Genomic DNA, 13,333 nt, shown 5'->3' with positions numbered 1-13,333 from the left:
GCAACTCAAGCCCGGAGCAGGCTGTTGCCTGCACCACGCTGGCGCGTAGTTTATCATCCGGCACGTCCGCGCATGTTTTTTACGGCTTTATCGGGTACCGGCGCCACCTTTTCCGCCACCGGCGCGGCCACGTCGTCGCCTGCCGCAGCGGCGGGCGTGAGCTGTACCAGCTGCTCCATCAGTTGCGCAAAGCGCTGCTGGCCTGGTGCAATTTTGTCTACATACAGCAACACTTCCACCGCTTCGGCCGCCAGATCCGCGTGATAGCCGCGCTGCTGCAGATAGGAAACGATGATCTGCGCCGAGTTGAACAGGATGCGCAGGTTGTTCGGCAGTTTCACGCGCGCCGCGCGCATCCAGGCCACGGCGTCATCGAGCTTGTCGGTCTTCCACAGCAGCACGCCCTTGTTCATCAGGTCCGACGCTTCCTTGCGCGAGGCCAGGATCAGGCTGGTGCCCTCGTCGCCCATCTTGGCCTTGTCGAAGATCTTCTGCACTTCGTCCTGCACCACCTGGTTGTCGTGGTTGTTCTTCACCACGTAGCACAAGAGGCCGGCCGGCGCGTCCTTGACGCCGACCGCGAACAGCAAGGTGGCCAGTTCCATGCAGATGGCCTTCTCGGGCCGCGCCGGGTCTTCCAGCAGCATCGTTTCAAGCTCGTCGCCGCACTTGCGCGCGCGCCGGTAGTCGCCCGTTTCATGGTGTACCAGGCCTTCGGTGATCTTGGCGCGCAAGCCGATCTCTTCAGGTGGAAACTCGCGCAGCGCCAGCATCAGCCACTGCAGCGCTTCCTTGGCATCTTTCTTCAGGCCACATACACGCGCCAGGCCCAGGTAGGCGTCCACCGTCTTCATCACGGAAAATTCGCCGATTGCCACGCATTTGCGGAACGCCTTTTCGGCCATGCTGATATTGCCGATCTTTAAAGCCGCCTGGCCCAGGTTACGCTGGCGCGGCACCGAATTGGGCGACAGCCGCGCCGCTTTTTCCAGCACGCCGCACGCTTCTTCATGCTGGCCCATCAGCTGGTAGGCCACCGCCATCTGGTCATAGGCGTCGATGTAATAGCGGTTTTCCACGATCACGCCCTGGAATATCTGGCGCGCCGCCTCGTGTTCGCCATTGTTCATGCGGATCTTGCCCAGCCCTGCCCGGGCCCAGCTGTAATCGCGCTCGGCCAGCACTTTTTCATAGATGGCGCGGGCTTTTTCCGGCTCGCCGCTTTTCAGCAGCAGGCTGGCCTTCATGCGCAGCAATTCCAGCTCGTGCAATTTGTTCTGCGCGATCTGCACGTCGCACAGCTTGGCCGCGCGCAGATAATCCTTTTCCATGCAGGCCTGGTCGATTTCACGGAACACCTGCTTTTTATGCCAGACGCGGTTCAGGCGCGTCAGCAGCACGCCTTCCGTGATCGGCTTGATCAGGTAGGCGTCGGGCTGGTGCTCGGCCGCGCCCATCACCGATTCCACGCTTTTTTCGGCCGACACCATCAGCCATACGCTGGACGGCGCCGTCAGGTTGCGCACGCGCGTCTCTTCGAGCACCTGCTGGCCGTTCTTGCCTTCGCCCAGGTTGTAGTCGCACAGCACCACGTCGTAGCGCGTCTTGGCCAGCAGCTTCATCGCTTCGCCACCGCTGGCCGCCTGGTCGATATGGCGCGCGCCCAGGTTGCGCAGCGATTCGCGCAGCAGGATGCGGATGCCGACAAAATCGTCGACCAGCAGATAATGCTTGTCGGCCCAGTCGGTGCTGTCGGCTTCGTTGGGGCGGGAGGTCTGGTCCATCGTCACTCCTCGGTTCACGGCAGGCGCAGGATGAAGCAGCCGCCGCCGAGCGCGCCGCCGTTTTCCAGGGCGATGCTGCCGCCTTGTCCACGGTGCTTGTGCATCTTTGCCACGACACTGGAAAAATACAGGCCCAGGCCGGTGCTGTTGGTGGAAAAATTCACGCCCGTACTCATGCCATTCATGGCCGCTTCGCCCGCGTCGAGCAAGGCCTGCGTATAGCCGTCGCCATCGTCTTCCACGCGCAATTCCAGCATGCCGCCCTGCTCGCGCACCGATAGCCGTATCGTCTCTTTGGTGTACCTGATGGCGTTGTTGATGGCATGGGCCAGCACGCCGATCACCAGGTCTTCGTCGAGGGTCCAGATCAGCTCGGGCGGAAAATCCGTCTGCATCACGATACCCTTGGAGGCGAGCAGGATTTTTTCCTGGGCCACCACCTGCTCGACCAGCTGCCCCACCAGCTGCGGCTGCACGTCGAACGGGTAGCCCGGCTTGCCGACCTGCTTGTACAGCGCCAGCAGCTGGATCAGGTTGTCGTTGAGGCGCTTGGTCTGGTACAACATCTGCGCCATTTGCAAAAAGGCAGGATCGGCCGTGACTTCGTCGGTGGACTTGGCTTGCTCGGCCGCCAGCAGGGATTCCAGCGTGCCGCTGACCACGCTGATGGAATTTTTCATGTCATGGACGGTCGACGCCAGGAACAGGAACAGCTCGGGCGCGCTGTGTTGGTCTTCCACTGCATCTCTCCTTGGGCGCCGGCGGCACGGCGCCGCGGCTAGCATGCCACCGGCAAATTATACCGCCCGTTGTTGCGCTGCAAGGGCTCTGGTGCAGAACTGTCATGCATAACGCAACAATGTTGCCCCGCACAGGGCGCGGGACGGCATCGGGGCTGTCACCGGTATCAGCGGCGCGCGCCCGCCAGACGCCGCACTACCACGATCATGCGGTCGATTTCCTCGTAGGTGTTGTAAAACGCAAACGATGGCCGTACGGTCGCTTCCACGCCGAAGCGGCGCAAAATCGGCTGGGCGCAATGGTGGCCCGAGCGCACGGCGATGCCCTCGTCATTGAGCGCGCGGCCCACTTCGGCTGGCTCGTAGCCGGCCAGCACGAACGAGGCCACGCTTGCCTTGTCATGCGCCGTGCCGATCAGGCGCACGCCGGGAATCGCTTGCAGCTTGTGCGTGGCGTAGTCGAGCAGCGCGTGTTCATAGGCGGCGATGTTTTCCAGGCCGATGCGCTGCACGTAGTCGATCGCCGCGCCCAAGCCCACGGCGTCGGCGATATTGCCGGTGCCGGCCTCGAAACGGTTCGGCACGCCCTGGTACACGGTGCGCTCGAAGGTGACGTCGGCGATCATGTTGCCGCCACCCTGCCAGGGCGGCAACTGCTCAAGCAGGTCGAGCTTGCCGTACACGGCGCCGATGCCCGTCGGGCCAAACACCTTGTGGCCCGAGAATACATAAAAGTCGGCGCCCAGTGCCTGCACGTCGACCCGCAAGTGCGACACCGCCTGCGCGCCATCGACCACCACCCGCACGCCGGCCGCATGCGCCAGCGCGATGATCTGCGCCACCGGCGTGACGGTGCCCAGCGCATTCGACACCTGCGTCACCGACACCAGTTTCGTGCGGCCATTGAGCAGCTTTCTGAATTCGTCGAGGATGATCTGGCCGCTGTCGTCGACCGGAATCACGCGCAAGGTGGCGCCTTTGTCGGCCGCCAGCTGCTGCCACGGCACGATATTGGCGTGGTGTTCGAGCTGCGAGACGATGATCTCGTCGCCGCTGCCGATGAACTTGCGCCCGAAGGTATTGGCGATCAGGTTGATGCCTTCGGTTGCGCCGCGCACGAAAATGATTTCATTGGGCGAGGCCGCGCCGAGGAAATTGGCGACCTTGGCGCGCGCCGCTTCATAGGCGTCAGTGGCGCGCGCGGCCAGCGCATGAGCGGCGCGGTGGATGTTCGAATTTTCGTGCGCATAAAAATACGCGATCCGGTCGATCACCGACTGCGGCTTGTGCGTGGTGGCGGCATTGTCGAACCACACCAAAGGCTTGCCGTTCACCCGTTCGGCCAGCACCGGAAAATCGCGCCGCACGGCGTGCACGTCGAATGGCGCCGGCGTCTGTCCGTGGCCGTGGTTTTTGCCGGCCGGTGGCGCCGTCAGCACGGTCTCGAAATAGAACTGTGGCGCGCTGGCCGATGGCGTGACCGGCAACTGCTGGCTGCGTGACGGCGCCGTATATATGTCCTGCAGATCGTCCGCGCCTGGCTGGCTTTGTGCCTGGCGCGCCAGGCCATCGAGCTTGTCGTGTGAAGTGGGGTAACCATGCGTGCCGCCGACAAAATAATACGGCGACGGCGCGCCGATACTGGATGCGCGTGGCGTCGGCAGCGAGGCCGGCGCCGGTGCGAGCGGCGCTTCCACCGGTGCCTTCACGGGCGGCACCTGCGCCGTCGCCACGCCGGGGGCGATGGCGGCAAACGACGGGCCGGCCTGCGGCAGCGGACGGCCTGGATTGGCATAGCGTGGCGCCGCATCGAGCGCGCTGCCCGAACCGCCCAGGCTGGGCGATTTATCCAGTTCGGGACGCACGCCGGGCAGGCGTGCAAAAAACTCGCCGGCCAGCCGGTTCAGGGTCGCTTCATCGGGTAAAAATGGTACGGCGGGCAGGCCCGCCGCGCCATCACTTGTAGGTATCTGGGTAGTCATGGTATTTACCGATCTCCACGTCTTCCAGTACGGCCAGCGCATCGTCGGTCAGCACGGCCAGCGAGCAATACAGCGAAATCAGGTAGGACGAAATCGCATGGCGGTTGATGCCCATGAAACGCACCGACAGGCCCGGGCTTTGCTCGCCCGCCAGGCCAGGCTGGAACAGGCCGATCACGCCCTGGCGCTGTTCGCCCGCACGCAGCAAAATGATTTTCGTCTTGCCGTCTTCGATCGGCAGTTTGTCGGACGGCACCAGCGGCACGCCGCGCCAGGTCAGGAACTGCGAACCGAACAGGCTGACGGTCGGCGGCGGCACGCCGCGGCGCGTGCATTCGCGGCCAAAGGCGGCGATCGCCAGCGGATGGGCCAGGAAGAAGCCCGGCTCTTTCCACACTTTGGTCAGCAGTTCGTCGAGGTCGTCCGGCGTCGGCGCGCCCGTCAGCGTAAAGATGCGCTGGTCGTCATGCACGCTGGCCAGCAGGCCGTAGTCGGGATTGTTGATCAATTCGCTTTCCTGGCGCTCCTTGATCGTCTCGATGGTCAGGCGCAGCTGCTCCTTGATCTGGTCGTGCGGGCTGCTGTACAGGTCCGACACGCGGGTATGCACGTCGAGCACGGTGCTGACGGCATTGAGGAAATACTCGCGCGGCTGTTCTTCGTAGTCGACAAAGGTTTGCGGCAGTTCCGACTCGTCGCGCTGCGAACAGGCGACGCGCACATCCTTGGGGTTCCTGACACGGTTCAAACGGTAGATACCCGCTTCAACCGGCAGCCATTGCAGCAGATGCACCAGCCAGCGTGGCGTGATGGTGGATAACTGGGGAACGCTCTTGCTGGCATTGGCCAGCTGGCGCGCGGCATTGTCGCCAAGCGCAATCTGGCTATCGTTTGTTGCATCGGACATGAACCGTACTCCTGATGAGAAAAGTGAATATACTTATTTGAAAACCAAATAAAGTATCGGGCGTCTCCCCTTTTCACTCAACATGCTATGGCCATCAGCGCGGCTTGATCAGTCAATTAACTCCGGTTCGCAGCGCGCCAGCAGCCCGGCCAGGCCGATGCCCAGCGCATGCGCCAGTTTTTCCACCGTCAGCAGCGACGGCGTGGCCGCGCCGCGTTCGATTTCACCGATAAACGAGCGGTTCAGGTCGGCCGCTTCGGCCAGCCGCTCCTGCGACCAGCCACGCCCTTCGCGCAACTGGCGCACGGCCAGTCCAAACTGTTTGATCAACATGGGGTCCTCAGGGTTGCGGGGTAAATGCGGAAACGGTGGACAGCACAGGGACGGGCTCGCCCGCCTCCTGCTGGTTGTGCGCTTGCGTGACATGGCTGCCGGGAGCGACGCTGCGGGTCAGCCAGACATTGCCGCCGATGACCGAGCCCTCACCTATCGTCACCCGGCCGAGTATCGTGGCGCCAGCGTAGATCACCACGTCGTCCTCGACGATGGGGTGGCGCGCCAGGCCTTTTTTCAGCACGCCATCAAAGCCGGCCGGAAAGCGCTTGGCGCCCAGGGTCACGGCCTGGTAGATGCGTACCCGTTCGCCGATGATGGCGGTCTCGCCGATCACCACGCCGGTGCCGTGGTCGATGAAGAAGCTGGCGCCGATCACGGCGCCCGGATGGATGTCGATACCGGTCTGCGAATGCGCCACTTCGGCGATGATGCGCGCCACCAGCGGCGCGCCCAGCACATGCAGCGCATGGGCCAGGCGGTAATGGATGATGGCCAGGATGCCCGGATAGCACAGCAGCACTTCATCGACGCTGTGCGCGGCCGGGTCGCCATGGAAGGCGGCCGCCACGTCGGTGTCGAGCTGGGCGCGGATGCCGGGCAGCGCGCGCGCAAAGCGCTGCACGATGGCCAGCGCCTGCTGCTCGACGCTGACCGTCTGCTGCAAGCCATGCTGGCGCGCCTGGTAGCCAAGTTCGCGGCGCACCTGTTCGTGCAGTCCCGTCAGGGTGGTGTCGAGCGTATGGCCGACAAAAAAATCCTCGCTCTCCTGCTGCAGGTCCAGCGGCCCAAGGCGCATCGGGAACAGCGCCGCGCACAGCGCACCGACCAGCTCGCGCAAATGCTGGCGCGAAGGGAACTGGCGCGCGCCGCACTCCTGGTGACTGGCCAGGGCATCGCGCCAGCGCTCGCGCACGGCGCGCAGTTCATCGACGATCTGGTGCAGCTCCCATTGCGGTGGCGACGCGGCTGGGGCGGAAAGTTCAGTGGACGAGGCGCGCGGGTTCATTCCTGCACCCACGGCAAACTGTGCCAGCGCCAGCCGCCTTGATGGCCGCGCTGGTGCTGCTCGTCGAGGTCGCCCTCGAAGCCTTGTGCGATATTGAAGACGTTGGTAAATCCGGCCCTGGCGGCCGCTTCGGCAGCGGCCGCCGAGCGCTTGCCGCTGCGGCACAGCAGCAGCACCACCGGCGTCTTGCCGCCGACCTTCGCTTCCAGCTCGCGCGCAAAACGGGGGTTACGGTTCATCGCCGTGCCGGTGGCCCAGGCCACGTGCAGCGAGCCGGGCACCTGGCCGACAAACACGCGTTCCTCATTGGTGCGCACGTCGACCAGCTGCGCTTTGCCGGCTTGCACCAGTTGCCACGCATCCTGCGCGCTGACGATGCCGGCATACGGCAGCTGCTGCGCCTGCGCCTGGGCGCGCGCGTCATTGAGCACCGCGTCAAAGGCCGCGTCACCTTGCGCGGCCTGGGGATCGAACTCCAATGTTGTTGCAGCCATCTTGCCACCCTTTTTTTCATCGTCGGAACATCAACACGTTCACTGTAGCGAACTTGTGTTGTTCGTAAAACAAATTAAAAAGAGTTAGGAAAGCTGGAAAACGTATATGACCGCTGGTGCGTCTGGCTTACTGAGCGCGCCGCCGCTCCTTCAGCACGAAGCGGCCGGGATCGATCGCCGCCAGCAGCTGGTTTTCCAGCGGCGGCGGCTCGCCTTCGAGCTGGCAGGCCAGCACCTCGGCCGCCAGCGGCGCCCAGATCAAGCCGCGCGAGGCATAGCCCAGCAAACCGAACAGGCCGGGCCAGCGCGGCACGTCGCGCAACTGCTCGCAGCGGCGCGGCACGCCAGGGTCGGGCAAGGCGCCCACCAGCGGCATGCGGTCCGGCGCCATGCAGCGAAACCCCGTGCGCCCGGCCAGCGGCGCGTCAAATGGAGGCACGCCAAGGATGGCGGCGGTTTTCTCGATATTGTCCTGCTGGCTGGCCAGGCGCAGGCTGGCGTCGTCATCTTGCGCATCGTAGGTGGCGCCGACACAGACCACGCCCTCATGCGGCGGCGTCATGTACGATTCGCGGCAGACCACAAAAGGCCGTGTCGGCAGGCTGGCCTGGTCCAGGTGTGTGACCTGGCCGCGCACGGTATACAAAGGCAAGCGGGCTGCCTGCGCGAAATCGACCGCGCCCTTGCCGGCGGCCAGGATCACGGTCGGTGCAGCGGCGATCAGCGCACCCGCCGCATCGAGCACCTGCCATTGATTGCCGACCCGCGACAGGGTCAGCGCGCTGCTGGAAAAGCGCCGCGTCAGCCGCTCGCCGCAGGCGTCAAGCATGGCGGCGCAGGCCGACGCAGGGCGTGCCCAGCCGCCCTGCGCAAACCACCAGGCGCCGTCGGGTGCACTGCTACCGAGCATGGCGGTTGCTTCGTCCGCTTCCAGCCAGCGCGCAAATTCGGGCGGATAGTCGCCGCTGGCGTCAATCCGGCGCTGCACCTGCGCATGCGCGCCATCGCGCGCCAGGTGCAGCACGCCGCAGCTGGCGCCGTCAAAAGCGCTGCCGACGCCACCCAGGCCGGCCCAATAGCGCAGCGCGTACAGGTAGGCGGCGCGCACCAGGCGCGTGGGGATATTGTCGTCGCTTGACAGCAGCGGCATGAAGATGCCGGCCAGGTTGCCCGACGCCTCGCTGGCCGGCGTTGCATGGCGCTCGATCAGGGTCACCTGCCAGCCGCGCGCGGCCAGGCGCTCGCAGGCGGCGCTGCCGGCCACGCCGGCGCCGATCACGATGGCGCGCCGCTCGATGGCGTGCACCGGTTCGACCGGCTTTTGACGCGCATGGAACACGGCGCGCAGGCGGCTGTCGTCAAACGCAAAGCCTTCCTTCCATAGCGCCATGCGCTGGGCGTCATCAAGCTGCACCGCCTGCAGGCGCGCACCATCCTGCATCAGGCGCGCCAGCACCGCCATCGATGGCGGCACCCATGCCAGATGGACCTCGTCGACGCGCAGCGCCAGTTGCGCCAGGCTGGCGCCCGGTTCGCCGATCAGCAGGTCAAGCGTGACCTGGCCATCGCGCGATACCATGCGGTGCAGGCCGCGCACATGCGGCGGCCACTGCTCGCGCCACGGCGAGGGCAGCTGGCCGGCGTCGACCGGGCGCGGCGCCAGCGCGATATAGTGCAGGCGCTGCGCACCATGGGTGGCGCAGGCGAGGCGAAAACGCGCGCCATCGAAATCGGTGTCGAGCACCACCAGCGCAGGATGGCCCATCAACGGCCCGTGCGGCAAAAGCAGGTGGGCGCATGGTCATCGATCATGCCGATGCCCTGCATGTAGGCATACATGATGGTCGAGCCGACAAACTTGAAGCCGCGCTTGGCCAGGTCTTTCGACAGCCGGTCCGACAATTCGGTCTTGGCAGGGAACTGGCCAGGCTGGAAATGATTGACGATGGGCTGGCCATCGACATACGCCCACAGGAAAGCGTCGAGCGTCTGCCCTTCTTCCAGCAGGCGCAGATAGGCTTGCGCATTGGTGATGGCGGCGGCCACCTTCAGGCGGTTGCGCACGATGCCGGGGTCCGCCAGCAAAGAGGCCACTTTCTCCGGGCCGTAGGCGGCGACTTTTCGCGCATCCCAGCCGTCGAAGGCGGCGCGGTAGGTCTCGCGCTTGTTGAGGATGGTCTCCCAGCTTAAGCCCGCCTGCGCGCCTTCCAGGTTCAGCATTTCAAACAAGGTGCGCTCGTCGTGACAGGGCACGCCCCACTCCGTGTCGTGGTAGGCCAGGTAGCGGGGATTGGCCGGATTGGCCCAGGAGCAGCGGGTGACGGTCATGGTCAATTTCTTTGTATGGAGACAGGCGTCCAGTATAGATTATCGGCCCCGCAGCAGTTGGCCCAGCACGCGCACGCCATGCTCGATTTCATCGACGGGTATAGCCGCAAAACCCAACAGCAGGCCGGCCGGCGTGGCGCAGGCGGCGCTCGCGCCCGGGACGGCGTAGTGGCCCAGCGGACGCAGTTCGATGCCCTGTTCCAGGCCGGCGCGCGACACGGTTTCTTCCTGGTGGGCAGCGCGAAAATACGCGCACAATTCCAGGCCGCTGTCGGCCGGGCCACAGTACAGCTGATCGTCCAGTTCGCGCGCCAGGCCGCGTAGCAGTACGTCGCGTCGCTCGGCGTTGCTGTCGCGCGTGCGCCGGATATGACGTGCAAAATGTCCTTCGGCGATAAAGTCGGCCAGCGCCATCTGCGGCACGATGGCCGTATGGCGGTCGACCACCGCCTTGGCCTGCACCAGCGCCTCGGCCAGCGCCGGCGGCGCCACCATGTAACCGAGGCGCAGCCCGGGAAACAGCACCTTGGACAAGGTGCCCACATACACCACGCAGCCGGCACGGTCCAGGCTTTGCAAGGAGGCCAGCGGCGCGCCCGAGTAGCGGTATTCGCTGTCGTAATCGTCTTCCACCACCCATGCGCGGTTTTGCGCGGCCCATGCCAATAGCGCCAGCCTGCGCGGCAAGCTCATGCTCACGCCCAGCGGCAGCTGGTGCGACGGCGTCACATAGGCCAGCTTCGCCTGCGGGCAGTGCGCCACGCCATACGCCACGTCCAGCCCTTCGCCATCGACCGGCACCGGGAATACCTGGGCGCCGTTTGCTTGCAGGGTGCCGCTGGCGCCGCGGTAGCCGGGCGACTCCATCCAGGCCGCGTCGCCGGGCGCCAGCAGAATGGTCGACAGTAAAAACAGCGCCTGCTGCGAACCCGACGTGATGACGATCTGCTGCGGCGTGCAGCGCACGCCGCGCGCCGCCTGCAGGTACACGCACAGCAATTCGCGCAGCGGCAAAAAGCCGGCCGGGTCGCCATAGCCGAAACGGTGGTCGGGCCGGCGCCAGCGCCGCGCTTCGAGCCGGTTCCACACGTCGAATGGAAAATGGTCGATGCGCGGCATGCCGACGCGAAACGCGCGCAAGGGGCTGCGGTGAAACGCCACCTGTTGCATCGCCGTGACCACGCCCTGGCCGCGTGCCGACAAGGGGCGCAGCAGGCCGGGTTTGGCGACTGGCGTCAGCGCCGCCGGCACAGGGACAGCATGGCTGACATAGGTGCCCTTGCCCACGGCGCCATCAAGGTAGCCTTCGGCCGCCAGCAGCGCATAGGCATTGAGCACGGTCTGACGCGATACTGGCAGCAAGGTGCAGAACGCGCGCGTCGGCGGCAATTGCGTGCCGGGCGCCAGGCTGCCATCGAGGATGGCCGCTTTCATGGCCGCATACAGCTGGCGGAACAGCGGCGTGGCCAGCGCACGGTCGAGCGGCAGCGCGGCGATGATGCGGGAGGCGTGCATGGTCAGGTTAACATTGGTAGTTTCAATATAGTCGTTATTGGCTGTTTTAAATAGCCAAATGCGTCACTACAATAACGCATTTCCATTTCTTCCGGAGAGCCACATGCAGCAATTTTTCGCCACCGTCGCCTGGCAGCGCGACGGCCAGGATTTCGCCGGCCAGCGCTACAGCCGCGGCCATGCCTGGCAGTTTGACGGCGGCCTGACGGTGCCCGCCTCGTCGTCGCCGCTGTCGGTGCCGCTGCCGATGTCGGTGGCCGCCAATGTCGATCCGAAAGAAGCGCTGGTGGCGGCCACCTCGAGCTGCCATATGCTGTTCTTTTTATCGCTGGCAGCACAGCGCGGCCATGTGATCGACGACTACCGCGACGAGGCCACAGGTGAATTGAGCAGGAATGGCGACGGCAAGCTGGCCATGACGCGCATCGTGCTGCGCCCGCGCGTCATGTGGAACGGTGCCGCGCCCACGCCCGAAGCGCTGGCGGCGCTGCACCATGATGCCCATGAACGCTGCTATATCGCCAGTTCGCTCAAGGCCGACGTGGTGGTGGAGGCGCGCTGATGTACACCCCGAAAAGCTACCGCGAAGAGCGCCTGGAGGTGCTGCATGGCCTGATGGCCGCCCATCCGCTGGGCGCCCTGGTGCGCCTGGGCGACGATGGTTTGTGCGCCGACCATCTGCCGTTTGAAATTGGGCCGGCCACGCCCGACGCCCCTTTCGGTACCCTGCGCGCCCACGTGGCGCGCGCCAATCCGCTGTGGCGCAGCGACGGCGTTGATATTATGGTGATCTTCCAGGGGCCGCACGCCTACATCACGCCGGCCTGGTATGCCGAGAAAGAGCTGAGCGGCGAAGAAGTGCCGACCTTTGACTACGCCGTGGTGCATGCGCACGGCAAGCTCAAGGTGATTGATGACCCGGCCTGGTTGCTCGACTTTTTGACACGCCTCACCAACCGCCATGAAGCTGATCAACAACAGCCGTGGCAGGTCAGCGACGCGCCGCCCGCGTATATCGACAAGCTGCTGAAAGCCATCGTCGGCATCGAGATTCCCCTCACGCGCCTGGAAGGCAAATGGAAGATGGAACAGAAAAACAGCGTGCAAGACCGCACGCGCGTGGCGCTTGAACTGTCGCGCGACAGCATGCCGGGAGCGGCGCGCCAGATGGGCGCGCTGATGGCAAAAACGCTCAGCGCAGCCAGCTGACGGCGGCCGAAAACGTCAGGAACGACAGCGCCGTCGAGACCAGAATAATGCGGGCGATGCGCGCGGTATTTGCGCCAAAGCGCTCGGACAGCAGCGATACATTGCTGGCGCTGGGCAGGCAGGCCACCAGCACCATGCAGGTCAACGCGAATGGGTCGAGCGGCGCGCCAAGCGCGATGGCGGCATGGCCCGTGCCCCACACCAGCAGCGGGTGCAGCAGCAGCTTTTTCAGGGCCACCGGTAAATACTCACTCAGCGGCGCGGGGTCAAGCGTCTGCATCTGCGAACGGGCCAGCACGGCGCCAATGGTAAACAAGGCCACCGGCGAGGCGGCGTCGGCCAGCAGGCCCACGGTTTGCGTGACGGGCTGCGGCAAGCCCAGTTCCAGCCACGACACCAGCGCACCGGCGATGATTGCCCACGGCATCGGATTGCCGGCCATGCCTTTCAAGGCGTTGACGACGGCCGCGCGGCTGCCGTGCGCGCCGCCGCTGCCCACGCGCGACAGGGCGATGCACAGCGAACTGGTAATTAGCATGTCAACCACGATGGTGACGATCACGGGACCGGAAGAACGCGGCCCCAGCAAGGTCAATAGCAGCGGCACGCCCATGAAGCCCGTGTTTGGAAACGCCGCCACCAGCGCGCCGAAAGCGGCGTTGTTCCAGTCGATGCGGTGCGAGAGCGTCATGGCCATGGTGACGCCCACCATCACCAGCGCGCACAGCAGGTAGACGCCAAACACGCTGGCGTCCAGCAGTTGCGCGATGGGCGTGGCCGCACCGAAGCGGTACAGCATGCAGGGCAAGGCAAAGTACAGCACGAAGCTGTTCAGGCCGGGGATGGCGGCGGTCGGCAGCAGCGCTCGCCGCACGGCCAGGTAGCCGCACAGCACCAGCGCGAAGAAGGGAAAGGTGATGGCAAGGATGGTCAGCATGGCTGGCCATTGTAGCGCCAGCGCGCCGGGCGCAAGAAAAAAAAGCCCGCTGTCGCGGCCCCAAGGAGGTCAGGAGGAAATGGAATCGCGCCGGA

General features: G+C 65.1%; 13 protein-coding genes. 2 read left to right on the top strand and 11 right to left on the bottom strand.

Annotated features, from left to right (window positions below; translation table 11 throughout):
• Positions 1–53 precede the first annotated feature (53 nt).
• From AC0Z42_RS24215 to pdxR, 10 genes are all read right to left on the bottom strand, one after another.
• The gene (locus AC0Z42_RS24215) at positions 54–1,784 is read right to left on the bottom strand and encodes a response regulator (protein WP_485470696.1); all 1,731 of its coding nucleotides are present in this window, start codon (positions 1,782–1,784) and stop codon (positions 54–56) included.
• Between the two features lie 14 nt (positions 1,785–1,798).
• On the bottom strand, positions 1,799–2,524 hold the full coding sequence (locus AC0Z42_RS24210) for a sensor histidine kinase (protein WP_485470695.1): 726 nt from the start codon (positions 2,522–2,524) through the stop codon (positions 1,799–1,801).
• A gap of 167 nt (positions 2,525–2,691) precedes the next feature.
• A complete protein-coding gene (locus tag AC0Z42_RS24205) occupies positions 2,692–4,506 on the bottom strand; it encodes a family 2A encapsulin nanocompartment cargo protein cysteine desulfurase (protein WP_485470694.1) in 1,815 nt (604 codons plus the stop codon).
• The gene (locus tag AC0Z42_RS24200) at positions 4,481–5,413 is read right to left on the bottom strand and encodes a family 2A encapsulin nanocompartment shell protein (protein WP_485470693.1); all 933 of its coding nucleotides are present in this window, start codon (positions 5,411–5,413) and stop codon (positions 4,481–4,483) included. Before AC0Z42_RS24200 ends, AC0Z42_RS24205 begins: the two co-directional genes overlap by 26 nt.
• A gap of 108 nt (positions 5,414–5,521) precedes the next feature.
• Complete coding sequence (locus tag AC0Z42_RS24195) at positions 5,522–5,746, bottom strand: helix-turn-helix domain-containing protein (RefSeq protein ID WP_065310052.1); 225 nt, start codon at positions 5,744–5,746, stop codon at positions 5,522–5,524.
• A 7-nt stretch (positions 5,747–5,753) separates the two neighbouring features.
• Positions 5,754–6,755: a serine O-acetyltransferase EpsC gene (gene epsC, locus AC0Z42_RS24190; RefSeq protein WP_485470692.1), complete on the bottom strand. Its 1,002-nt coding sequence runs from the start codon at positions 6,753–6,755 to the stop codon at positions 5,754–5,756.
• The gene (locus AC0Z42_RS24185) at positions 6,752–7,249 is read right to left on the bottom strand and encodes a rhodanese-like domain-containing protein (RefSeq protein WP_485470691.1); all 498 of its coding nucleotides are present in this window, start codon (positions 7,247–7,249) and stop codon (positions 6,752–6,754) included. Before AC0Z42_RS24185 ends, epsC begins: the two co-directional genes overlap by 4 nt.
• 127 nt (positions 7,250–7,376) lie before the next feature.
• Entirely contained in the window at positions 7,377–9,014 is a 1,638-nt protein-coding gene (gene mnmC1 / locus AC0Z42_RS24180) for an FAD-dependent 5-carboxymethylaminomethyl-2-thiouridine(34) oxidoreductase MnmC1 (protein ID WP_485470690.1), read from the bottom strand.
• On the bottom strand, positions 9,014–9,577 hold the full coding sequence (locus AC0Z42_RS24175; protein WP_485470689.1) for a DNA-3-methyladenine glycosylase I: 564 nt from the start codon (positions 9,575–9,577) through the stop codon (positions 9,014–9,016). Before AC0Z42_RS24175 ends, mnmC1 begins: the two co-directional genes overlap by 1 nt.
• Positions 9,578–9,616: 39 nt before the next feature.
• Positions 9,617–11,092, bottom strand: coding sequence for a MocR-like pyridoxine biosynthesis transcription factor PdxR (gene pdxR, locus AC0Z42_RS24170; RefSeq protein ID WP_485470688.1), 1,476 nt, complete (start codon positions 11,090–11,092; stop codon positions 9,617–9,619).
• Positions 11,093–11,195: 103 nt separating this feature from the next.
• Here pdxR and AC0Z42_RS24165 point away from each other — a divergent pair, with 103 nt between their 5' ends.
• Positions 11,196–11,654, top strand: coding sequence for an OsmC family protein (locus tag AC0Z42_RS24165; protein ID WP_485470687.1), 459 nt, complete (start codon positions 11,196–11,198; stop codon positions 11,652–11,654).
• Positions 11,654–12,301 carry an FMN-binding negative transcriptional regulator gene (locus AC0Z42_RS24160; protein ID WP_485470686.1) on the top strand — a complete coding sequence of 216 codons (648 nt, stop codon included), beginning with the start codon at positions 11,654–11,656 and terminating at the stop codon, positions 12,299–12,301. The genes AC0Z42_RS24165 and AC0Z42_RS24160 overlap by 1 nt, the downstream gene beginning before the upstream one ends.
• Here the strand turns inward: AC0Z42_RS24160 and AC0Z42_RS24155 are convergent.
• On the bottom strand, positions 12,285–13,238 hold the full coding sequence (locus tag AC0Z42_RS24155) for an AEC family transporter (RefSeq protein WP_485470685.1): 954 nt from the start codon (positions 13,236–13,238) through the stop codon (positions 12,285–12,287). The two genes, AC0Z42_RS24160 and AC0Z42_RS24155, sit on opposite strands and share 17 nt — an antisense overlap.
• Between the last annotated feature and the right edge of the window lie 95 nt (positions 13,239–13,333).

The organism is Janthinobacterium sp. 1L-D-8-B-C4 (genome assembly GCF_057291295.1).
The sequence above is the reverse complement of the archived record's forward strand: the minus strand, read 5'-3'. Positions and strand labels throughout refer to the sequence as shown.